21 protein-coding genes are annotated in these 21,909 nt (G+C 50.2%); 9 read left to right on the forward strand and 12 right to left on the reverse strand.

All coding sequences use genetic code 11. The features are described from left to right. Positions 1-102: 102 nt before the first annotated feature. Positions 103-681 (reverse strand): amidase domain-containing protein, encoded by a 579-nt coding sequence (locus tag RBH76_05305; protein WMJ84838.1) that lies wholly within the window; start codon positions 679-681, stop codon positions 103-105. Positions 682-783: 102 nt separating this feature from the next. Between RBH76_05305 and RBH76_05310 the strand changes: the two genes are divergently transcribed. After that, positions 784-2,184 (forward strand): aldehyde dehydrogenase family protein, encoded by a 1,401-nt coding sequence (locus tag RBH76_05310; protein ID WMJ84839.1) that lies wholly within the window; start codon positions 784-786, stop codon positions 2,182-2,184. A gap of 194 nt (positions 2,185-2,378) precedes the next feature. Then, a complete protein-coding gene (locus RBH76_05315; GenBank protein ID WMJ85205.1) occupies positions 2,379-2,639 on the forward strand; it encodes a hypothetical protein in 261 nt (86 codons plus the stop codon). Positions 2,640-2,743: 104 nt separating this feature from the next. On the opposite strand, the gene mgtE is transcribed toward RBH76_05315, so the two are convergent. Together mgtE and RBH76_05325 are read right to left on the reverse strand one after the other, a co-directional pair. Continuing rightward, complete coding sequence (mgtE, locus tag RBH76_05320; protein ID WMJ84840.1) at positions 2,744-4,081, reverse strand: magnesium transporter; 1,338 nt, start codon at positions 4,079-4,081, stop codon at positions 2,744-2,746. A gap of 492 nt (positions 4,082-4,573) precedes the next feature. Continuing rightward, positions 4,574-5,233, reverse strand: a complete 660-nt coding sequence (locus tag RBH76_05325) for a hypothetical protein (protein WMJ84841.1) — start codon at positions 5,231-5,233, stop codon at positions 4,574-4,576. Between the two features lie 179 nt (positions 5,234-5,412). On the opposite strand from RBH76_05325, the gene RBH76_05330 reads away from it, so the two are divergent. The 7 genes from RBH76_05330 (at position 5,413) to RBH76_05360 (ending at position 12,251) form a co-directional block, all read left to right on the forward strand. Next, positions 5,413-5,955 (forward strand): nitroreductase family protein, encoded by a 543-nt coding sequence (locus RBH76_05330; GenBank protein ID WMJ84842.1) that lies wholly within the window; start codon positions 5,413-5,415, stop codon positions 5,953-5,955. Between the two features lie 164 nt (positions 5,956-6,119). Then, the gene (locus RBH76_05335; GenBank protein ID WMJ84843.1) at positions 6,120-6,608 is read left to right on the forward strand and encodes a chemotaxis protein CheW; all 489 of its coding nucleotides are present in this window, start codon (positions 6,120-6,122) and stop codon (positions 6,606-6,608) included. Positions 6,609-6,914: 306 nt separating this feature from the next. Beyond that, a complete protein-coding gene (locus RBH76_05340) occupies positions 6,915-8,513 on the forward strand; it encodes an ATP-binding cassette domain-containing protein (GenBank protein ID WMJ84844.1) in 1,599 nt (532 codons plus the stop codon). Between the two features lie 387 nt (positions 8,514-8,900). After that, positions 8,901-10,205 carry a putative DNA modification/repair radical SAM protein gene (locus RBH76_05345; GenBank protein ID WMJ84845.1) on the forward strand — a complete coding sequence of 435 codons (1,305 nt, stop codon included), beginning with the start codon at positions 8,901-8,903 and terminating at the stop codon, positions 10,203-10,205. Continuing rightward, the gene (locus tag RBH76_05350; GenBank protein WMJ84846.1) at positions 10,184-11,017 is read left to right on the forward strand and encodes a TIGR03915 family putative DNA repair protein; all 834 of its coding nucleotides are present in this window, start codon (positions 10,184-10,186) and stop codon (positions 11,015-11,017) included. Before RBH76_05345 ends, RBH76_05350 begins: the two co-directional genes overlap by 22 nt. 290 nt (positions 11,018-11,307) lie before the next feature. Then, positions 11,308-11,853, forward strand: a complete 546-nt coding sequence (locus tag RBH76_05355; GenBank protein WMJ84847.1) for a biotin transporter BioY — start codon at positions 11,308-11,310, stop codon at positions 11,851-11,853. Beyond that, on the forward strand, positions 11,850-12,251 hold the full coding sequence (locus tag RBH76_05360; protein WMJ84848.1) for a DUF1284 domain-containing protein: 402 nt from the start codon (positions 11,850-11,852) through the stop codon (positions 12,249-12,251). The genes RBH76_05355 and RBH76_05360 overlap by 4 nt, the downstream gene beginning before the upstream one ends. 44 nt (positions 12,252-12,295) lie before the next feature. On the opposite strand, the gene eno is transcribed toward RBH76_05360, so the two are convergent. The 9 genes from eno to aroF form a co-directional block, all read right to left on the reverse strand. Continuing rightward, on the reverse strand, positions 12,296-13,570 hold the full coding sequence (eno, locus tag RBH76_05365) for a phosphopyruvate hydratase (GenBank protein ID WMJ84849.1): 1,275 nt from the start codon (positions 13,568-13,570) through the stop codon (positions 12,296-12,298). 110 nt (positions 13,571-13,680) lie between these two features. Next, positions 13,681-14,112 carry a type II 3-dehydroquinate dehydratase gene (gene aroQ, locus RBH76_05370; protein ID WMJ84850.1) on the reverse strand — a complete coding sequence of 144 codons (432 nt, stop codon included), beginning with the start codon at positions 14,110-14,112 and terminating at the stop codon, positions 13,681-13,683. After that, a complete protein-coding gene (locus RBH76_05375) occupies positions 14,093-15,343 on the reverse strand; it encodes a shikimate kinase (GenBank protein ID WMJ84851.1) in 1,251 nt (416 codons plus the stop codon). The genes aroQ and RBH76_05375 overlap by 20 nt, the downstream gene beginning before the upstream one ends. A gap of 18 nt (positions 15,344-15,361) precedes the next feature. Continuing rightward, positions 15,362-16,501 (reverse strand): prephenate dehydratase domain-containing protein, encoded by a 1,140-nt coding sequence (locus tag RBH76_05380; protein ID WMJ84852.1) that lies wholly within the window; start codon positions 16,499-16,501, stop codon positions 15,362-15,364. Next, entirely contained in the window at positions 16,492-17,592 is a 1,101-nt protein-coding gene (gene aroC, locus RBH76_05385) for a chorismate synthase (GenBank protein ID WMJ84853.1), read from the reverse strand. The genes RBH76_05380 and aroC overlap by 10 nt, the downstream gene beginning before the upstream one ends. Further along, complete coding sequence (gene aroA, locus RBH76_05390; GenBank protein ID WMJ84854.1) at positions 17,582-18,847, reverse strand: 3-phosphoshikimate 1-carboxyvinyltransferase; 1,266 nt, start codon at positions 18,845-18,847, stop codon at positions 17,582-17,584. Before aroA ends, aroC begins: the two co-directional genes overlap by 11 nt. A 46-nt stretch (positions 18,848-18,893) precedes the next feature. Next, positions 18,894-19,943 (reverse strand): 3-dehydroquinate synthase, encoded by a 1,050-nt coding sequence (aroB, locus tag RBH76_05395; protein ID WMJ84855.1) that lies wholly within the window; start codon positions 19,941-19,943, stop codon positions 18,894-18,896. Between the two features lie 4 nt (positions 19,944-19,947). Further along, positions 19,948-20,790, reverse strand: a complete 843-nt coding sequence (locus RBH76_05400) for a prephenate dehydrogenase (protein ID WMJ84856.1) — start codon at positions 20,788-20,790, stop codon at positions 19,948-19,950. 21 nt (positions 20,791-20,811) lie between these two features. After that, complete coding sequence (gene aroF, locus RBH76_05405; GenBank protein WMJ84857.1) at positions 20,812-21,822, reverse strand: 3-deoxy-7-phosphoheptulonate synthase; 1,011 nt, start codon at positions 21,820-21,822, stop codon at positions 20,812-20,814. Positions 21,823-21,909 lie beyond the last annotated feature (87 nt).

The following is a 21,909-nucleotide window of genomic DNA, read 5'->3' on the forward strand; positions in this document are numbered from 1 at the left end:
TGCCCTAAAGTCAACAAAACGCCACAGAAAGGACTTTGAATAATTGCAGTCCCTTCTGCGGCGTTATATAATAAAGCTGACAAAACGCCTATATTAGGTTATTTACTCGGCATTTTGCGCGGCGCTTTGTGCAGCCTGCGTGATGTTTTGGGTTCTCTGCGGGGTGCTTGGTTCGTACATATAGCGTATGCCCTCGATATGTAAGAAGCGAACACGCTTGATATCATAGCTTGAAAGTGGACGGCAGTTGGCATCCTGCGAATGTGCTGCCACATAGATGGTATTCATCGTCGGAAAAAGTCCTCTGATCTCGGTGATTACCGGCGTGTGATGAAAACGATCTTGGTCAATCATGAGCTGCACTAGGTCGCCCGGTCGCATGGTCGAAATATCGGCATCGGTGGCATAAGGGCCCACGTCTTTATTTTTTGTTAGGAAATTATACAGATACTCCACACCCGTCCACGCGGGGGCGCGATTGTTTGAATCTATGTAATACCAGCCGAACGTCGGGGTGTAATTCATCACAGCGCCGCCAGCCAACAGACATTGTGATGCATAGTTGGTGCAATCGCCGCCCAGTTTGGAGAAATCCAGAAAATTAGGGTTGCGAAAATAGGCCCAACGGTTGGCATAGGCCACGGCCGCGCGCCGATCATAGTTAATATTCACAAGTGGCATGGTCTTGCTCCTTTCTACAAGCTTTTATTCCTTTTTCATGTTATGATAAATTACACTGCAGTGTTCCCGACCTAAAACAATAATGATAAGGATGGCGGTTTTATGGCACAAAGCAATTATTTTGAGCTGCTCACTGAGATGCAAAACTATTTTAGCCGGGGCCTTACGCTGCCGGTTGGTACACGAAAAGCGGCTTTGCTGCGTTTAAAAAGTGCGCTGCAAAATAACGAGCAGGCTCTCTATAACGCCATAAAAAAAGATTTTGGCCGCTGCGCCTTTGACAGTTGGAGCTGTGAGTTCCTCATGATTCAAGAAGAGCTGGCTCTTGCCATTCGCTCGCTGTCGCACTGGGCCGCTGTGCGCCCAGTTAACGCCGGCGTGTTAAATGCCCCCGCACAGGCGATGATTCGCCCCGAACCGCTGGGCAAGGTGCTGATATTGTCCCCTTGGAACTACCCCGCCCTGTTGGCGCTTGCACCGCTGATTGGCGCGGTGGGCGCGGGCAACTGTGTGGCGCTGAAGCCCTCATCAAATACGCCACACACCTCAGCGCTGCTTGGACGTATTGTCAAGGCGGCCTTTGATCCACGCCATGTCACGGTGCTGACCGGCGATCATGAGGTTTCAGACGCGTTGTTAAACGAGCGCTTTGATTTGATCTTTTTTACTGGAAGCCCCGCTGTCGGGCGGCATGTAATGCAAAAAGCAGCTGCGCATCTGACCCCAGTAATCCTTGAGTTGGGTGGTAAATCGCCCTGCATCGTCGACGAAACCGCCGCCTTGAATCAAGCGGCAAAGCGTATTGTGTGGGGCAAGTTCTTAAATGCGGGACAAACCTGCGTGGCGCCGGACTATCTACTGGTACAAAAAAGCATCGCCGCACATTTGGTGGTGGAGCTAAAGCGTAGCATTAAGCGGCTTTATTATCCCGGTGGTAGCCTCACCACAGACTGGCCTGAGATCATTACGCCGCAGCACACCCAACGGCTGGCCAAACTTCTAAAGGGTGAGCGTATCGCTTTTGGCGGCGGCTTCGATATAAAGAAACGCCTGTTTGAACCTACATTACTTTTCCCCGTCTCGCCGAAAGCGCCCTGTATGCAGCAGGAACTATTCGGCCCTGTTTTGCCGATCGTGGTTTATGATTCACTCGACGAGGCCATCGCTCTGATCAGAAAAGGTGAAAAGCCACTAGCACTCTACCACTTTTCCACTGATAAAAAGGCGATTGCACGGGTGTTGTCCCAGACCTCGGCGGGCGGCGGCTGTGTCAATGACGTCGTGATGCATGTTTCTTCGCCCAGACTGCCGTTTGGCGGTGTCGGCATGAGTGGTATGGGGCGCTATCATGGCAAGGCCTCATTCGACGCTTTTTCAAATCCACGTTCGGTGCTGATAAAGCCTGCCCATCTAGAGTTACCTTTACGTTACCCGCCCCATTTTAAGGGCAAGCTTTTTGCTGCGAAAGCAATGGTTTCTAAAATTTTGGCTTTACAAAAGTAATCCTTTTGATACAATGGATTTTAGTAGGCTGTCAATAAAAATCCTCTTCGCGTGAAGGACATAACAAATGCTGCTGACCCTGTAATCGGCCTTAACAAGTTCATATAGCATAGGGCCGAATTCCATCGGTTAACCATATTCGCATCGATTGAGAGGGGCGACTTTTTTTGCACACAAAAATATTTGAAATTGGTATGCTACTCTGCTTTGGCGCAGCATGGCCGGCTTCCATCTACAAATCTTATACTGCCAGAAGCGCAAAAGGTAAAAGCGTCCTGTTTTTAGGCGTTATTGCTACGGGTTATGTCAGCGGTATCATCAACAAGCTAATTAACGCGCCTGATTATGTGATGTACCTTTATCTGCTCAATTTGGTGATGGTATCGACCGATATAGTACTATATTTCCGTAACAAGCGCCTGGACGAGCTGGAAGAAAAGGATAAACTCTGTTAAGCCCCGGTATGTACATTGCACCGGTACAAACAACGATATATGAAAAAAGCCCGCCGTGACTTCATTGCCACAGCGGGTTTTTTGTTGGGTTAAAGATTAATCTGTCACGCTACGCCAGGCAATAACCGAATTGCCACATTGAAATAAACAAGCAAAGAAAGAGCATCCACAATAGTCGTTATCATAGGACTTGCCATCAAGGCGGGGTCCAGCTTCATCTTGGTCGCGATAATGGGCAATGTGCAGCCAACAATCTTTGCCGCTACCACGGCGCAGAAGATAGTGATCGAAACAATTGCCGCAATGGCCGCGTCATGGAACATCAAGATGATTCTTACATAATTGAGAACCGCCACGCAGACGCCTGCTATAAGTCCGACTCGGAACTCCTTCCAGATAACCGCCAAAATATCTGAGGCCTTTATCTCACCAAGCACCAGACTGCGAATGACTGAAACAGAAGCTTGGCTGCCTGCATTGCCGCTGGTGTCCATCAACATAGGAATCGCGGAGGACAACAAAATATTTGCGGCCAGCGCGTCGCTGTAATTTTGGATGATAAGACCGGTGACGGTTGCCGAAACCATCAGCACCATCAGCCAGACTACCCGCTTGCGCGCCAGTGTAAACGGCCCGGTTTGCATGTAACCTTCTTCAATGGGCTCCATAGCGGCCATCTTATAGATGTCCTCAGTGGTCTCTTCTTCCATAACATCCACGACGTCATCGATGGTAATAATGCCGACAAGGCGGTTTTCATTATCTACAACCGGCAGGGTAAACATGTCGTACTTTTTGAATATTTCGGCGACATCAGCCTGATCATCATGAGTTTTAACCGACATGACGTCTTTTTCCATGATGTCACCGATCATCTCATTGTCGCGCGCGGCTAGCACGTCGCGCAGCCGGACAGCACCCTCAAGCTTTCGCCTTGCATTGGTGACGAACAACAGCGAGATCGACTCTTTGTCCTCGCTCTGACGGCGAACTTCCGAAATAGCGCGCTTGACGTCCCAATTTCGGTCAACCTCCATGAACTCGATGGTCATCAGGCTGCCCGCCGAAGCCTCGGGATACATGAGCATCAGATTGATCTGTCTGCGGGTATCCGGGTCGGATATTTTAATGACGCGCTTGACAATCGACGCCGGCATTTCGTCAAGAAAATCGACCGTATCGTCCATGAACAACTCGTCAAGAATGCTCGAAAGCTCTTTATCGGTGATACCCTCCACAATGCGCTGCTGCAAATCGCGCTCCAAATAGGAAAACACTTCGGCCGCCATTTCCTTTGGCAGCAACCGAAACAACAGCAGTACGCGCGAATCCTCTGGATATTCTCCGATAGCCTCGGCAAAGTCCACCACGTTCATTTCCTGAATAATGCGGCGAACCTGAAGAAATTTTTTCTCATCAATTAGCCCTAAAAGGGTCTGCAACTTTCCAATGGTCTTCCCTCCCCTTCTTTGCGTCACGGCAACACAAAAATATCGTTTTGCCGCGGCGGCGCACGATTAGTCAAATCATTTTCCGTTCTGCTGCCCGGTTACAAGATAAAGCTTTCCCTATTTGGGCAGCAAAAAAATGACCTCAAAAATTTTTGCGGTCATCGGCGTCAATGTATATCAAATTGGAAAGGGAACCAGAATAACGCACATTTAATCCTTAATCTGCAATGACAGGACAATGAATGTGCCATCGTGAAGGTGGCTTTCCAGTCTGACTACTATGATCACCTGTTGTGTCCATTCATTGTCACCTCCATTACTTTCGATATTCTTATTTTATTGCAAATAAGACTAATTGTCAATTCTTACGGTAAATAAAGTTTTCTTCGCTGCTGCAAATCACGCCGCCACAAGGCGTTAAGCCCCCGTGGCAGCGCAATCACATACGACACCAAATGTGTTGTTTAAAGACGTACATATGAGTCAATCCTGCATGACGTACCCGTCCATGCTACCATGCTGGGTCCAATAGTCAAAGCGGTTCATCGTCTCGGTATAGGTATCCTGACAAACGCCCGGCAACTCACTGCCAAGTATGTCGCCAGCAGCCTTGAATCCCGCCTCCACCGCGCTACGAAGCTCATCAATTTTAGAAACATCCCCGCCCGAAAGCGAGACCGCCATGTCCAACAGGCGGGTCGCCACAGCGTTGACGCCCCATGCACCATCCTTAGAAATGGCCTGTGCCGCTGTTTCCGGCGTATCCTGTGGGTTTAAGAACTGCGACATCCAGTCGTTTTGAGCATTGTCGGCCGCACTGGAAAACTCTTCAAAATCTAAGCTTATCGCCATTTTGGCCTTTGCCTTCTGCTTCCCCAGCATCTCGGTAACCAGTTGTTTCATGCTCTCAACACACTGATTTTTCAACGATTTAATCTGGTTGCCGCTGAGCCTCTTCATTGAACGATAGTCGGCTATCGCCGTCTTTTTGTTTGTCTCGGCTCTGATAAAAACATCTTCTCGGCTCCGCCCGGCTTCGGTCTCTTTTGGCCCAGCCACGCTGCGGGTTGCATTCTTTTCCGTGCCCGAATCGGCAGTGCCTTTAATGTGATGGCTGCCGACTTGAACTTGACTGATCATCATTGCGAATTCTTCCTTTCTGTTTTGTTGGTGTAATGACCTTCTACCGAGATTATCGGTAGATATTTAAAAAATTAAGTATTTAAGAGGTTGTAACCCGCGGTGCTTGCGGAGGATGCGTGTTTGTGATAGGATTTTGATAAGTATATAAGAAATTTATAACAACGGAGGATAGTAGTTTTATGGATGTGTTTGAGTGCATTAAGGAACGACGCAGCATACGCGATTTTGAGGAGACTGCTGTACCACACGCGCTAATCGAGGAGATTGTCGGCGCGGCCGCTTTTGCTCCCTCCTGGAAGAACACCCAGATTGCCCGTTATATCGTGGTTGAAAGCCGGGACAAAATAGACTTGCTTGCCGAGCAGTGCGTCATGGGCTTTGCACCAAACGCCACCACTATGAAGCGTGCAGCCGCGCTGGTGCTGGTCACCATGGTCACTGGGCGTTCGGGCTTTGAGCGTGACGGCTCTTTTTCCACCTCTAAAGGTGACCGTTGGGAGATGTTCGATGCCGGTATCGCCACCCAGACTTTCTGCCTTGCAGCGCACGCCAAAGGGCTGGGCACCGTGATTTTAGGTATTTTTGACGAGCAGAAAGTCGAAGAGCTGTTCGACTTGCCGGAAGGGCAACAGCTGGCTGCCATCATCGCGCTTGGCTACCCAAAGAGCCCTGCCGTTGCCCCACGTCGTAAAGCCGTTGAAGAGTTAGTCTCATACCTTTAAAAGGTAATATTCCCTCTAAAACAAACCTTTTATTGCCTTTTTTGTCACACTTTATATTGCGTTCCCTCAATATTTGTGCTATTATGACATAAAGTGACTTACCACAAGCCTTCTCGGGGCTTTGTTTGGCATTAAGGTGCTCATATTTGAGAGGAGGACTTCTTTTGAACCACGAGAATTTTATTTCTGCTCTCAGCGCGTCGGCTGATGAAATGAAAGGCAAATATTTGACCTTTTGGACCTTTGGTCAACTTTTGGGTATTCCGATCTCTCTGGTAGTACAGATTGTCGGCATGCAGGAAATTACCCCCATGCCGGAATTTCCGGCATACGCCAAGGGTGTCATCAATCTGCGCGGACAGATCATTCCGGTCATTGATATCCGCCTGCGCCTGAACCAGCCCGAGGCCCAATACAGTGAGCGCACCTGCATTATCGTCACCAGCATCCACGACTCGGCCGTCGGTTTCATCGTCGACGAGGTGGACGAGGTCACCGGTATTGAAGACGACCTCATCGCCCCGCCGCCCAAGATGGCTTCCTCAAAGAACAGCTATGTCACTGGTATTGCAAAGCTTGAAAAGAAGGTTGCGCTTCTCATTGACGCTCAGCGTCTGCTCGATAGCAACGAGCTTGAGGCTCTCCAGGTTTAACTTATACCATATAAGACTCTACAGCACGGTGCTTTGCCACGGCAAGGCGCTGTGCTTTTATTTTGTGTTGTAGTTTTTAGCAAATGTGCTACAATATCTTACTTCATATTTGACATGTGCGCTGAGGTTTGCTATGCTGTTACGGTGAGTATTTATACGTGAACTCAATGAATACAACAAAATTAGAGCAGAGCGCTCTAACTCGGATGGCAACTTGGTGTACGACAGAAAATAGACTATTTTTGTCGTCAAATCAACCAAAAACAGTCCCATCTAAAGCAATTTATGAGAAAAGGCGGTTAAATAGTGATAACGGTGACAGATCTCGGCCTGCAGTTCGGCGGCACAAAACTTTTTGATAATGTAAACCTGAAATTTACGCCGGGCAACTGCTACGGCGTCATCGGAGCAAACGGAGCCGGAAAATCCACCTTTCTGCGCATCCTCTCGGGTGAGCTGGAAAGCAGCTCCGGCGAGGTGAGCATCGGTGAGGGAACTCGAATGTCGGTTCTAAAGCAGGACCACTTTCAATATGACCAATACACGGTGATGGACACCGTTTTTATGGGTAATCCACGCCTTTACGAGATCATGAAGGAAAAGGAAGTACTCTACGCTAAGGAGGATTTCACCGACGCAGACGGCGAAAAGGCTTCCGAGCTGGAGGGTGAGTTTGCCGAGCTAAATGGCTGGGAGGCCGAAACCGAAGCTGCGCAGCTTTTGCAGGGTTTAGGCCTGGGCAGCGAGCTGCACTATGCCGAAATGCGCACGTTGCAGGGCGGCGAAAAGGTTAAGGTATTGCTGGCACAGGCGCTTTTTGGCCGGCCGGAAATTGTTCTGCTTGACGAGCCTACCAACCATTTGGATGTTGCCTCGATTAACTGGCTAGAAAACTTTCTATTCGACTTTTTTGGTACCGTCATCGTTGTTTCGCATGACCGCCATTTTTTAAACACCGTCTGCACCCATATTGTAGACATAGATTACGGCAAGATTAAAATGTATGTTGGCAACTACGATTTCTGGTATGAGTCCAGTCGTCTGGTCCAGCAGATGTTAAAAGATCAGAACCGCAAGAACGAGGATAAAATTAAAGAGCTGCAAAAGTTTATTGAGCGTTTCTCGGCCAACAAATCGAAGTCAAAGCAGGCTACCTCGCGCAAAAAACTCATCGAAAAGCTCACCGTTGAAGATCTGCCCGCTTCCTCTCGACGCTACCCGTGGGTATCATTTAAACCGGACCGCGAAATTGGCAAAGAGACGTTACAGGTCGAAAATCTCTCAAAAACAGTGGACGGGGTCAAGGTGCTTAACAACGTCTCGTTCAGACTCAACCGCGAGGATAAAGTTGCGATTCTTTGTGAGAATGAACAGGCTGCAACTGCGCTATTCCAGATTCTGTTTGAAGAAGCCGAACCCGATGAGGGTAGCTTTAAGTGGGGGCTTTCAACCTCACAATCCTACTTCCCCAAAGACAATTCCACTTTCTTTAATGATTGCGATCTAAACCTTATTGAGTGGCTGCGTCAGTATTCCAACGACGATTCCGAGAGCTATCTGCGTGGTTTTTTAGGCCGGATGCTCTTTTCAGGCGACGAGGTGACCAAGCCAGTTAAGGTGCTTTCAGGCGGCGAAAAGGTCCGCTGCATGCTCTCGCGCATGATGCTCTCCGGCTCTAATATCCTGATGCTCGACCAGCCCACCAACCACCTTGACCTGGAATCTATCACCGCTGTGAATAACGGTCTGATTGACTTTAAAGGCGTCATTCTGTTTTCGTCTCACGACCATCAGTTTATTCAGACTGTGGCTAATCGCATTATCCAGATTACCGAAGAGGGCTGCATCGACCGCATGTGCACCTACGATGAATTTCTCGAAATGCAGGGTCTTTCTTTTAAATAAAAAACTATTCAGAGCGGCTTCCACCATTACCGGTGGGGGCCGCTTTTGTTCACCTTGAGTTTCGATAAAAGTAAATATCAGTCAAGTTTAGTCTGAGCAGCACCATAAATAATTTGTTGCAATAAATCGCCGCAAAGGGAGCATAATCTTCCTGATATGTTTTTAGTTTCAGAAAATATTACTCAATGCCCTCTCGACCGCGCACCGGATTTTTTCTATGTTTTTATTAAAATCGTCCTGAATCAAAAATCGCATTTTTTGCCTTTAGTTAAAGCCACCTCAAATTTCTCTGAAGGAATAATTTCCGCGCCGCTTGACTTTGATAATCCGAGCTGGTAAAATAAAATCATCACTTAGAACATTTGTTCTTTATGGAGCGTGTCTATTTTGGATCTTTTTGATAAGCTGCGCATTCTTTCGGACGCGGCAAAATATGATGCCGCTTGCACCAGTAGCGGCGTAGACCGTGACGGTAAAGGCGGACAGCTTGGCAACGCCGCAGCCTGTGGCATCTGCCACAGCTTTTCAGCCGATGGTCGTTGCGTTTCGCTTTTAAAGGTGCTCATGAGCAACGCTTGCATCTATAATTGTGCCTACTGCCTTAACCGCGTTTCAAACGACGTACCACGCGCCACTTTTGCTCCACGTGAGCTTGCTGATTTAACTATCCATTTTTATCGTCGTAATTATATTGAGGGGCTGTTTCTAAGCTCGGGCGTTGTCAAAAGCCCCGACTACACCTGTGAAAAAATGATTGAAACGTTACGCATTTTGCGTGAGGAATATGGTTTTCGAGGCTATATTCACGCTAAGGCCATACCGGGTGCTGACGACCTATTGCTAAATCGGCTTGGCAGGCTGTCCGACAGAATGAGCGTTAACATCGAGCTGCCCTCACAGCAGAGCCTGGACAAGCTCGCACCCGATAAAAGCAAGTCCGCCATTTTGCGCCCAATGGGGCTGTTACGTGATGGCATTAAAGAAAACTGCACCGATCTTATACGCTACCGCCACGCCGAGCCGTTTGCCCCCGCTGGACAAAGCACCCAAATGATTGTCGGCGCCACACCCGAAAGCGATTATCAGATTTTGCAGCTCACCGCTGCACTCTACCAAAAATTTAGCCTCAAGCGGGTATTCTTTTCGGCCTATATCCCTGTCTCCGATAATCCACTGCTGCCGGCGCGCACTATCAGCCCGCCGTTGCTGCGCGAGCATCGACTCTATCAGGCCGACTGGCTTCTGCGGTTTTACGGTTTTTCGGCTAACGAGATTCTGGATGAAAAGCATCCCATTCTCAATCCACTCATCGACCCCAAATGCAACTGGGCGATTAACAATATGGCGCTGTTTCCGGTTGAGGTCAACACCGCCCCGCGCGAGTTATTGCTCAGGGTACCAGGTATCGGCGTCAACAGCACGATGCGTATTTTGCGTGCCAGGCGCGAAACAAAATTGGATTTTTCCGGACTGCGCCGCATCGGCGTAGTGTTAAAGCGCGCGCAATATTTCATCACCTGTCAGGGCAAAACTGCTCAGGGGGTACGCATTACGCCAGATAATGCCCTCAACGCCTTGATTTCTGACAGCCAAAAGCAACGGTTGCCTTCCCAGAATTATGAGCAGCTCAGCCTTTTTTCCGACCAGATCACCAGAGAGGATGTCGTGAAGTGTATCAGCGGTCAGATATAATCTATCTTTATGACGGCAGTTTTGAGGGCTTTTTAAGCTGTGTGTTTGAAAGCTTTTTGTGTAAACAGCGTCCGTATGATATTGTGTCAGAAGATTCCAGTGAGCCTTCTTTGATGGCACAGCAATGGATTGAAACCGATATGCAGCGTGCCCAGCGGGTCAGAAACGGTATCGGCAAAAAAATCTCCGAAGAGGCGCTCTACCTTGTAACAAATGGGTTTTGCACCTGCCACCCGCAGCGAGAACTGCTGCTATTGGATTTTATTCACCTTGGCTTTGAGCGCGGGAAAAAGGTTTGTGAGTTGATCACCGATCCCACTGTGCATGCGCTGCAAAAGGCCGTGCTGTTTTTAAAGCGCGAAAGTCACCTCTATCTGGAGTTTGTTCGATTTTCGGAGTATGACAAGGGTCTTGTTTCGGTGATTGAACCCAAAAATAGGGTGTTGCCCACCATTGCGCCACACTTTTGCGATCGCTTACACAATGAGCTATTTATCATCTATGACAAAACCCACCGCAGCGTACTGATTCACAAGCCGCCAAAGTGGGCTATTGTGGATCTTGAGGATTTCATCGAGCCACAGGCGGATGAGACTGAGCAGTTTTACCGCGAGCTGTGGGGCACTTATTTTGACGCCATCGCCATCCGCGAACGCATCAATCCCCGCTGCCAAATGACCCATATGCCTAAGCGATACTGGAAGCACATGACCGAGATGCAAAGGCGGCCTGCTGCCAAAACCGCCGCATCGGCGCGGACAGAATCTACCGTTAATCCTGTTCCGCTTCCTGAGCGAATGCTTTCGGAATAATAGACCACTGTTACAAAAACCTAGAACGAACGTCACCCATCATCCTGTCACGGGGCGTACCTTTGCGCCCCGTGAACTTTTGCGCTTAATCGTATTTGGATATAAATTAGTTACAGATTTATTGTAAACTTTATTTTTTAATAGGTTGACAATTTAACTTTTCCTGTATATACTAAGCCTATATTATTCCACAAGCGCATACTATGCCGTGGCATAATTGTCCAATAAAGACAGCCCCCATTAAGTGGCACACTTTTGGACATCTAGCACTTATAATAGGAGATGTGAAAATGAGTACAAAAAAGCTGTCGGTTCGCGACCTGTGTTTCATCGGTATTTTTACCGCCGTTATTGTTGTCTTGGCGCAAATTAGCATTCCAATGCCATACGGTGTGCCCATGACGCTGCAAACATTTGCAATACCGCTCGCCGGAATTGTTCTTGGTGCTAGAAAAGGGGCGTTGTCTACCTTAACCTACATACTGCTCGGTGCATTCGGCGTACCTGTATTTGCAGGATTTACGGGTGGCCTTGGCATCGTTTTCGGCCCCACAGGTGGTTTTATTCTCTCGTTCCCCCTCATGGCACTGGCCGCAGGAATTGGGTCGGAATGCAATAATAACACCGGGTTGGTTTGCGGGCTTATTGCGGGTGCGGTCATTAACTACATTTGTGGCATGTTGATGTTCAGCTTGGTCACCTCTCGTAGCTTAACCACTGCTTTCGTCGCTTGCGTTCTGCCTTTTATCCCCACCTCCATTATTAAAATGGTACTGGCTGCGATTTTAGGCGTAAAAGTTAAGCATGTTTTAGAAAAAGAGATGATGCCGGCATGAGACTGCGCCCACATCATTTACTGTGTACACAAGGCTATAGCGGTAAAGGTTACAGCAGCGATTTTGTCTTAAATATGACTGTCATTACCAACCATTTGCGTAAAGAAGCGAATGCCATGGTTGACATTGTTTTCTCCACAGATGATATCTGCGAAAAGTGCCCAAACATGATAAGTACCGATTTATGCAAGGATCAATACAAGGTAAAGCGCTTTGATAGAAAAATGATCGACTACTTTGGTCTTGAGGAAAAAAGCTATATCTATCAAGAGATTGTTAGGGAAATTGACGCGAAAATGACCGAAGCCATAATGGACGATATTTGCGCTACTTGTAGCTGGTACCCCGTGAGCGCTTGCAAACGCAATATTGTTGGCAGTGCAAAACCGAAGGAATGAAAAGCAAGGCCACGCTTAAAAAGCGTGGCCTTAACTTCATTTTTTTAAAGCTGGCTGCCATAAACGGCGTTTGTGCCAAGCAAACGTTCAATTTCCAGCAGGCGGTTATATTTTGCCACCCGCTCGCTGCGGCAGGGTGCGCCGGTTTTGATCTGACCAGCGTTCACCGCCACCGCCAGATCGGCGATAAACGCATCCTCAGTCTCGCCGGAGCGGTGCGAAATCACAGTGGCATAGCCACAAGACTGCGCCAGCGAAATGGTGTGCAGCGTCTCGGATAAGGTGCCGATTTGGTTGGGTTTTATGAGGATGGCATTAGCTGTACCAGTCTGGATGCCCTTCTCCAACCGCATGGGGTTCGTGACAAAAAGATCGTCGCCAACCAGCTGAACCCTGTCGCCTATCCGCTTCGTAATCTGTTGCCAACCCTCCCAGTCGTCTTCGCCAAGACAATCCTCAAGTGATAGGATAGGGTAGCTGTTGCAAAGCTTCTCCCAATAGTCACACAGTGCCTCGGTCGTATAGGGGGTACCGCGCTTGAGTGCAACATAGCCGCCCTCGGGGGATACCCATTCGCTAGCTGCGGCGTCAATCGCCAGCTTGACCTGATCGGTATTGAGTCCCGTCTTCTCAATCGCAGCCATAATGAACTCCAACGCCTGCTCGTCGCCCGAAAGGTTCGGCGCAAATCCGCCCTCGTCACCAACGCCTGAGCCTAAGCCCTTGCTCTTGAGCAGCGAGCCCAGCGCGTGATGAATTTCGCTCCCCCACTGCAATGCCTCAGAAAAGCTAGACGCGCCAACCGGCATAATCATAAACTCCTGAATGGCCATGTTGTTGTCCGCGTGGCGGCCGCCATTTAAAATATTCATCATTGGCACCGGCAAAATGCGTGCAAACTTACCGCCCAAGAATTCAAATAGTTCTATGCGGTGCTGTGCAGCCGCTGCTCGGGCACAGGCCAGCGAAACACCCAGCATGGCGTTTGCCCCCAGATGGGACTTGTTCTCGGTCTTGTCCAGACGCATCATAACGCCGTCAATTTCGGAAACATTACCGGCGCTGAGGCCGCAGATGGCGGGGGCAATCTCTTGTTCAACCAAAGCTACTGCCTTGAGCACGCCCTTCCCGCCATAGCGCGCGCCACCGTCACGCAACTCGTGTGCTTCAAAGCTGCCGGTCGAAGCGCCGGACGGTACACTGGCCTCTCCCGACATGTCACCTTCAAGTGTCACCCGCACCTTAACCGTTGGGTTGCCTCTTGAATCTAATATTTCCATCCCATGCACTGAGCTGATCTTTTCGCTAAATGGTTCCATAAAAATTCTGCCTCCCTTTACTGTATGATGACCCACACTACCAGGCATTAGACGACACCTGCCAAAAATGCGTCTGCCTTTAATCGGGCAAACGCATTTGGCGTGGGCTGTCATGCTATATGCTGTTTTAAGTATAGAATCGCTTGGCGGTATCCGTCAAGCCCCAAACCGACAAAAGATTTAACGCAGGCCATTTTAGCATAGGAGTGGTGCCGGAATTCCTCACGTCCGTAGACATTTGAAATATGTACCTCGACAGCAGGAATGCCGACCGCTTTTAGCGCATCGAGTATCGCCACACTCGTGTGAGTATAAGCGGCGGGGTTAATCACGATGGCATCTTTTGCACCATATGCTTCCTGAATTTTATCGACGATTGCCCCTTCATGGTTGGACTGAAAACATTCAGCCTCGATATCATTTTCCGCACAGGTATTCTGGATTATTTCTAGAAGGCTCTCATAGCTTGTGCTACCGTAGATGTCTTTTTCCCGAATGCCGAGCATGTTGATATTGGGTCCATTAATGACTAAGAGCTTCATAAAATCCCTCCATAATTCTTTCTTTTGCCTGTTCTATTCCTTGCTTGTTTTCCACTGTAAAATCGCTACTTTTTTTATAAATTGGCGTGCGTTGCTTTTTCATTGCACGCAAAGCATCAATACCCTTTGAGAGCGGTCGTCCGTCGGTGGGCAACAGCTCCAGCGGGCGATCAAGGCATGCGATCAGGCCGTTTTGCTGCAAGGCTGCGACATTCTGTTCCCTGAGTATCGCGCCGCCCCCTGTTGAAATAACCAACCCGGTGCGTCTTCCCACCTCGGCAACCGTCTCAGACTCTATCTCACGAAAACGTGCTTCGCCGTATTTTGCAAAAATCTCGGGGATACTCCTACCAGCCTTTTGCACAATAATATCGTCAATCTCAACAACCTCACGCCCCATACTCTCGGCACAGGCAGCCGCCAGCGTCGACTTACCCGAACCGGGCATTCCCACCAGCACCAAATTAGTCAGTTCCTTGCGCAGCTTCTGCTCGATGACACCGATCTGCCTGTCGGAGATTGGCATTCTGCCAAAGCGCTCGGCGGCGTATTTGGCTTGTGCTACCAGCATTGAAAGCCCGCCCCCGCAAGGGATGCCCAACCGTTTAGCCTCAAGCAACAGCGCCGTTGAAAGCGGATTATAGATCACATCCAGTACACCACCAAGCTTGGGAAAACGCGTCAATTCAATCAGCCTCACACCATTATTCGGAAACATGCCCACCGGCGTGGTGTTCACGATAATCTCTGCGTCGGCTTGCCCATAGACGTTTTGATAATTGACGGCACCGTTTCTTGATACCACAATGATCTCCCGCGCACCCTCGTGACGGATGGCCGTACGCGCGGTGAGGCTGGTGCCGCCGTTACCGAGTATAAGCACCTTTTTGTTCTTGAATGAAATCCCCACTTTGCGAGCGAGATATAAAAAGCCCGCGTAGTCGGTATTATCGCCCAGCAGTCGTCCATCGGACTGCATCATCAGCGTATTGACGCTACCTATCTCTCTGGCTGCGTCGGTGAGCAGGTCGCAGTGCGGAATGACCGTCCTTTTATAGGGAATAGTCACGTTGAGTCCGGCAAATTGTCGCGCAGACAAAAATGCTTCAATTTTGTCGCGTGGTATGCTCATCAACTCATAGTCATAGCCGCAAAGCGCGTGGTGTATATGTTTTGAGTAGCTGTGCCCCAGCGTTTCTCCTATGAGGCCATAGCGTTCGGTATTTGCCATCAAAATCGCCATCCTGTCCTATGCGTCAATATAGTTGCCCAGAAACACAAAAGTTCCCGGATTGTTTTGCAGCTCACAAAGTAGTTTTAAAACCGCCTCGGAACAGACCGAAGCCTCAAGGTCGAAATAAAACATGAACTCAAAGTCCTTGCCCGGGATCGGGCGGCTTTCAAGCTTTGTAAGGTTGATGCCCATCATCGAAAAGCGTGACAGCATGCCAGAAAGAGAGCCCGCGCAATGCGGAAGCGTCATCATCAGCGATATCTTAGATGCACCCGGATAGATTTCCAGTTCGCGCGAGATGCAGATAAAGCGGGTGAAGTTGTTGTCGCTGTTCTGAATATTTTCAGAGAGGACCCCAAGCCCGTAAAGCTCGGCACACTGACGTGATGAAATAGCCGCAACGTCGTCCCTATTCGATTCAGCCACCATCTTGGCCGCCATCGCGGTGTTGGCGCAGACCGTAACCTTGATCTCGGGATGCGCCTTTAAGAACTCGCCGCACTGACCGATGGCCTGTTCGTGCGAAAAAACCTCGCGAATATCTTTTAGTGCCGCGCCCTTTCTGGCCAGTAACGTGTGCGCGATGCGCAGACGGGTCCCACGGACAATGCTGAAATGGTGCTTTTTCATTAAATCATAAACCGAACCGACCGAACCGAATGAGCTGTTCTCTATCGGTAGAATACCGTAGCGGCACAGCCCCTGCTCCACCGCCTGAAATACGCCATCAAAGTTCTGAACATAGACAATTTCAGCGTGGGGAAATAGTTTGTCACAGGCTTGCTGTGAATAGGCGCCCTCCACGCCCTGACAGGCTACCACCGCCCGCCTTGGGAAAAGCTGCGGCGTGTTTTTCATAGCATCTTTAATGTGGCCAGCAAGACTGTTTTCGTTTATCATCAGGCTGCTTTGGTAAGAGCGGCTCAGCTCAAACAGTGTGCGAAACAGGACTTGGGTATAATCTTCAAACGGTTCGCCTGCTTCGAGCGCCATACGATTTAAAATTGTGCGTTCACGCTCTTTGTCTAGCACAGGTAGACCATTTTCGGCTTTATATCGGGCAATATCCATCGAAACGTCCATTCGCTCAACAAACAGTTTGACCATCTGGTGGTTAATGTCATCGATCTTCATTCTCAGCGTATTTATATCCATTGGTTCCTTCCCTTCTCTTCAATCAGCAGGTCTAGTAACACCAGCGCCACCGCCGCTTCTACACATGGAACAGCACGCAGCACCACACAGGGGTCATGCCTACCCGTGATGGCAAGCTGGGCATTTTCCTGTGCCGAAAAGCTAACTGTTTTCTGTAGTTTTGCAATCGACGGCGTCGGTTTAAATGCCGCTCGTAATGTAATTGGCATGCCGGTTGATATGCCGCCCAAAATGCCACCGTGGTTGTTAGTTTGAGTCATAACACCACCATCCTTCATGACAAATGGGTCGTTGTGTTCACTGCCCCGCATCGCTGCGGCGGCAAAGCCTGCGCCGAAGTCAATGCCCTTGACGGCGGGAATGCCGAAAATGGCGGCAGCCAGACGGTTTTCAAGGCCCTCGTACAGCGGTTCGCCCAGCCCTGCCGGAATTCCAACGACGGCGCACTCAATGATGCCGCCCACTGAGTCACCCTCGGCTCTTGCCGCGTCGATCTGTGCCTGCATTCTCAACCCCGCCTCATCTGAAATAACAGGGAATGCCTTTTGCGAGAGCATCATAAGCTCCAAGGTTGAAACGGTAACCGGATCGAATGGGGTATCAGCTTCACCGGCGATGGTAGCGATATGCGCACCAACTGTGATGCCTTTTTGCGCCAAAAGCTGTATTGCCACCGCGCCCGCAAAACAGAGCGGCGCTGTGAGCCTGCCGGAAAACTGCCCCCCACCCCGGATGTCGTTTGCGCCTTTATATTTGACAGCGGCGGGGTAATCAGCATGCATCGGGCGTGGCAGATCGCGTAGCTTATCGTAATCCTTGCTTCTTGCATCGCTGTTTTGGATCATGGCAGATAGCGGTGCGCCACAGGTGACGCCGTCAACCAGTCCAGAAAGTATCTGGGGAATATCCGCCTCGCTACGAGCAGTAGAAAATCGATTCGCGCCGGGGGCCCGGCGCCCCATAAATCGATGGACGGCCTCCATGTCCAACCGCACTCCTGCGGGCAGACCATCGAGCACCACACCGATCACCTCGCTGTGCGACTGGCCAAATATTGTGACCTTTAAGAGCTTTCCAAAACTAGATGACATCGACTTTCCCTCCCAGTCGTTTAAAGTCCTCAAAGAATCTCGGGTATGATTTTTCCACCGCGGTAGCATCTTGGATGATAACATCCCCGGTGCAAATGGCGGAGGCGATGCTCATTGCCATCGCAATTCGGTGATCGTTAAAGCTGTTGACTAGGCCTCCCCGAAGTCCACCTGTGCCCTTTATAATCAGTCCGTCCGGCAGCTCTAACACCTTGCCACCAAGCGCATTGAGCGATTTGGCGATCGTCTGTAGCCGGTCACTTTCTTTGATTCTCAGCCGTGCCGCGTTGGTGATTTTGGTAGTGCCGACCGCCGCACAGGCCACCACAGACAAAATCGGCACAAGATCGGGTATTTCAGTAGCGTCGATGTTGATACCACTTAAAGCTTGTGGCGAGACAACGGCATGGCTTCCGTCGGTCTCAGCCTGAGCGCCAAAGCGCCGCAGCAGTGGTACGATTTTGCTGTCGCCCTGCACGGTATCGGCGTCCAGCGTTGTCACGGTGATAGGTGCACACATGGCCCCCGCCGCCAGCCAGAACGCTGCGTTGGACCAGTCGCCCTCTGCGGCGATTCGGCCCGGTGAGCAATAACGCTGCCCACCCTTGATATGGTAACCGCCACCATTTGGCAGCGGGGTAATGTCGATGTTAAAACGCGCGAGTGTACGCAGCGTCATTGAAACGTAACCCGCTGACTCCAGCGGTGTAGTCAGAAGGATATTGCTGTCGCCCGCCAGCAGCGGCAGCGCGAACAGCAGTCCTGTAATATACTGAGAGCTGATGTTGCCTGGCAGGGTAAATTCCCCCGCCGTCAAAGTACCTTTCATGGTAAAAGGAAGGTGTGCGGCATCAAAGGAGCAGTCGTGGAATTCCATTTCCTCGCGCAGCGGAGAGAGGGGACGCTGCGGCAGCCTACCCGCGCCTTCAACCCGTGTGGTTTGGCACAGTGCCGCCGCAACCGGCAATAAAAACCGTAGGGTCGAACCGCTCTCACAACAATCCAACACCGCCTGCTTTGGCTTTTGTGCGATGGGCATTACCCGCCACACCCCCTCTTGAATCTGGGAAAAGCCAGTACCAAGTGCAGAAAGACAACCCATGGTCGCTTCTATATCGCGATTCAACTCGCTGATAACCACCTCAGTGGGGGTATCGCACAACGCCGCACAAATCAGGCACCGGTGCGCATCAGATTTTGAAGCAATAGCCCGCAATGTGCCGCGCAGAGGTGAGGGCGTAATCCTAATATCCATAAAAGAACTCCTTTTGGCTGTGCTATCAAAGTCAGCGCATCCGTTTTTATAGTCCCTGTTTAATCCACTCTCTCAGCGCGTCTATCGCAATATCCTGCACAGTGCAATCTCCCACCATTGTGGGAAGAATGAGTGCCAGCCGATCACCGTGGCGCTTTTTATCGCCCAGTGCAGCCTCGGCCAGCGCTTCGACGTTATATTCGCAGACCATCGGCAGCCCGCAGGCGGTCAGGGTGTTGAGCAGTGTTTCCAGCGTTTTGAGGGATGTTATCCCCTTTTTGACACAGGCACGCGTGATAATAACCATACCGATGGCGACCGCCTGGCCGTGCGTGATAGAAAAATTTGAACAGCGCTCGATGGCATGCCCCACGGTATGACCAAAATTGAGCTTTCTTCGTTGTCCGATATCTCGTTCGTCCTGCGCAACAACATCGGCTTTAATAGCAACGCATCGAGTGATAATCTCAGGCAGTCGGATTGAAACATCGTCTCCCAACAGCGGCAGCAATGTCTTGTCGAATGCCATACCGTATTTGACCGCCTCGCCCATGCCGTCGAGAAAATATTGCTGAGGTAGCATTTTAAGCGATTCACAATCGCAAATGACCAGTTCGGGCTGCCAGAATGCACCCGCTAAATTCTTGCCCGCCGCGAGATCGACAGCGGTTTTGCCCCCGACTGAGGAATCGATAGCGGCGAGAAAGGTCGTTGGTATCTGTACAAAACGAACGCCCCTCAGATACACTGCCGCGGCAAAGCCTGCCAAATCGCCAGTGACACCACCGCCCAGTGCTACAATCAAGTCGGTTCGGGTAATTTGGTTTTCAGCCAATTGTTCCAACACAGCGGAGAGCGTCGACAGACTTTTTGACGTTTCTCCATGTGAAAAAACAATGCGACAAACCTGAAATCCGGCCTTTTTCAGTGACATTTCAACGGTGTCACCAAACAAAACGTCAACCGTGTCGTCGGCAATAACAGCGGCGATACAGGGCTTTATCCTTTTAGCAATGAGTTGACCGCTCTGCGCCAACAGCCCGTTTCCCACCAAAACCTCATAGGGATGACTGGTCTTCACCGATACACTTTTCATGGCTTCACAGCACCTTTCCGTCCGCCTGCGCCTTTTGCTCGCGTCCTGCACGCAGCATGGTGTGCAGTCTATCTTTATTTCTGGCCTTTATTACAACACTAAACTCCTGAAGTCGCTCAACCAAAGCATCGAGCTGTTCAGCCAGCGGCTCGTAATTATCTAACATCAATTCCGTCCACATATCCTCGTTTAGGGTCGCTACACGGGTCATATCGCGGTAGCTACCCGCTGAAAAGCCCTTGTGCCCCAGCGCACAGGGGGACTGTACATACGCACTTGAAACAACATGTGCCAGCTGCGAGGTGTAAGCAATCATTCGATCGTGCTCAGCGGGGTCGGTAATCACCGTTTTAGTAAAGCCCAGTGTCTGCATAAATTTCTTCAGACGGTCCACCTCGGCAATTGGCACCCCCTTCAGCGGTGTCAGTACTATTGAAGCGTTTTCAAACATGTTGCAGCGCGAATGATCAAAACCACTGTGCTCAACACCCGCCATCGGGTGTCCGCCGATATAGCAAAAGCCATACTCTTGCGCAATGGCGTGGCATCCGCTGCACACCGCCTGCTTAACGCCGCAGGTGTCGGTCACGATGGCGGTTTTGGCAATATGCCCGGCATTGGCCGCCAGCCAGTCAATTGCCGCCTGCGGATAAAGGGCAATAATCACCATCTCGCAGGAAGAGAGCTTTTCGTCATCGAGGATGTCATCAATTGCCCCCACCAGCCGTGCCTGATACAACGCCTGCATGTTGGCGTCCGCGCCAAATACCGTATGCTCAGTTTTGTGTTTGATCGTCCGGGCAAATGAGCCGCCTATCAGGCCCATGCCTACCACTGCAATATTCATGTCATATCTCCTTAAAACGGTTTACGCAATTTTAAAACTATTGGGTAAGATTTTGGCGACACATTTCGCCACGTCTTCGAACGCCTCAGGTGTCAGTGACTGTGGGCCGTCGCATTTGGCGTGTGCCGGGTCGTTGTGCACCTCAATAATCAACCCGTCTGCGCCGCAGGCCGCCGACGCCATTGCCATCGGCTTGACTAGGCTGGCAATGCCACAGGCGTGACTCGGGTCGACAATCACCGGTAGGTGAGTCATGCTTTTAAGCATCGGAATCGCTGAAAGATCAAGTGTATTGCGCGTAGCCGTCTCAAAGGTGCGGATGCCACGCTCACAAAGGATTACCCGCTCGTTGCCGCCCGCCAGGATATATTCTGCGCTCATCAACAGCTCCTGAAGAGTGTTTGAAAGCCCGCGCTTCAACAAAATCGGCCGGTCGGTTTTGCCCAGCTCTTTAAGCAGTTCAAAGTTCTGCATATTCCGCGCACCCACCTGTATGATATCAACCTCTTCAAACAATGACAGTTGAGAAATATCCATCAACTCGGATACAATGGGCAGACCGGTCGCCTTTTTGGCTTCAATCAGGAGTTTGATGCCTTCTGCCCGCATGCCCTGAAAGGCATAGGGGGAGGTTCTCGGCTTGAAAGCACCGCCGCGCAACAGTTTTGCGCCGGAAGCCTTGACTGCTTTAGCAACTTCGATAATCTGAGTCTCCGACTCCACCGAACAGGGGCCCGCGGCAATCGGGCAGCTACCGTCGCCGAACACCGCTTCTCCGACGGTGATGATGGTGTTGTCAGGGTGGAACTTGCGATTGGCGTTTTTATACGGCTCCTGAATGCGTTTGACCGAGGCCACAATATCCAGCGCCTGAATCAGGTCGATATCAACGTCTGAGGTATCTCCCACCAGACCGAGAACGATATAGCTGTTACCCTCGCTAAGGTGTATCTGTAAATTCAAGCTCTTGAGCCATGCGATCAAATTCTCCAGCTGCTTGGGGTCGGGATTCTGCTTTAAAACCACTACCATTTGTGTTCCCTCCGAATCATTTTAATCACGCATTGTGACTTTTTGGTATTTTTTAGAAACAAAAAGGGCTTCGCAGTATTTCACTGC

It is taken from the genome of Oscillospiraceae bacterium MB24-C1 (assembly GCA_030913685.1).
In the GTDB taxonomy this organism is placed as follows: domain Bacteria; phylum Bacillota; class Clostridia; order Oscillospirales; family Ruminococcaceae; genus Yanshouia.

Excerpts from the sequence above, each read along its gene's own strand:
- RBH76_05380 (WMJ84852.1), bottom strand. The coding sequence starts at position 16,501 with ATGGATATAAATACGCTGAGAATGAAGATCGATGACATTAACCACCAG.
- RBH76_05400 (WMJ84856.1), bottom strand. The coding sequence starts at position 20,790 with ATGAATATTGCAGTGGTAGGCATGGGCCTGATAGGCGGCTCATTTGCC.
- eno (WMJ84849.1), bottom strand. The coding sequence starts at position 13,570 with ATGGAACCATTTAGCGAAAAGATCAGCTCAGTGCATGGGATGGAAATA.
- RBH76_05325 (WMJ84841.1), bottom strand. The coding sequence starts at position 5,233 with ATGATGATCAGTCAAGTTCAAGTCGGCAGCCATCACATTAAAGGCACT.
- aroB (WMJ84855.1), bottom strand. The coding sequence starts at position 19,943 with ATGAAAAGTGTATCGGTGAAGACCAGTCATCCCTATGAGGTTTTGGTG.
- RBH76_05375 (WMJ84851.1), bottom strand. The coding sequence starts at position 15,343 with ATGGCAAATACCGAACGCTATGGCCTCATAGGAGAAACGCTGGGGCAC.
- aroF (WMJ84857.1), bottom strand. The coding sequence starts at position 21,822 with ATGGTAGTGGTTTTAAAGCAGAATCCCGACCCCAAGCAGCTGGAGAAT.
- aroC (WMJ84853.1), bottom strand. The coding sequence starts at position 17,592 with ATGTCATCTAGTTTTGGAAAGCTCTTAAAGGTCACAATATTTGGCCAG.
- RBH76_05315 (WMJ85205.1), top strand. The coding sequence starts at position 2,379 with ATGCTACTCTGCTTTGGCGCAGCATGGCCGGCTTCCATCTACAAATCT.
- RBH76_05310 (WMJ84839.1), top strand. The coding sequence starts at position 784 with ATGGCACAAAGCAATTATTTTGAGCTGCTCACTGAGATGCAAAACTAT.
- RBH76_05360 (WMJ84848.1), top strand. The coding sequence starts at position 11,850 with ATGAGACTGCGCCCACATCATTTACTGTGTACACAAGGCTATAGCGGT.
- RBH76_05330 (WMJ84842.1), top strand. The coding sequence starts at position 5,413 with ATGGATGTGTTTGAGTGCATTAAGGAACGACGCAGCATACGCGATTTT.
- aroQ (WMJ84850.1), bottom strand. The coding sequence starts at position 14,112 with ATGAAGCTCTTAGTCATTAATGGACCCAATATCAACATGCTCGGCATT.
- RBH76_05305 (WMJ84838.1), bottom strand. The coding sequence starts at position 681 with ATGCCACTTGTGAATATTAACTATGATCGGCGCGCGGCCGTGGCCTAT.
- aroA (WMJ84854.1), bottom strand. The coding sequence starts at position 18,847 with ATGGATATTAGGATTACGCCCTCACCTCTGCGCGGCACATTGCGGGCT.
- RBH76_05355 (WMJ84847.1), top strand. The coding sequence starts at position 11,308 with ATGAGTACAAAAAAGCTGTCGGTTCGCGACCTGTGTTTCATCGGTATT.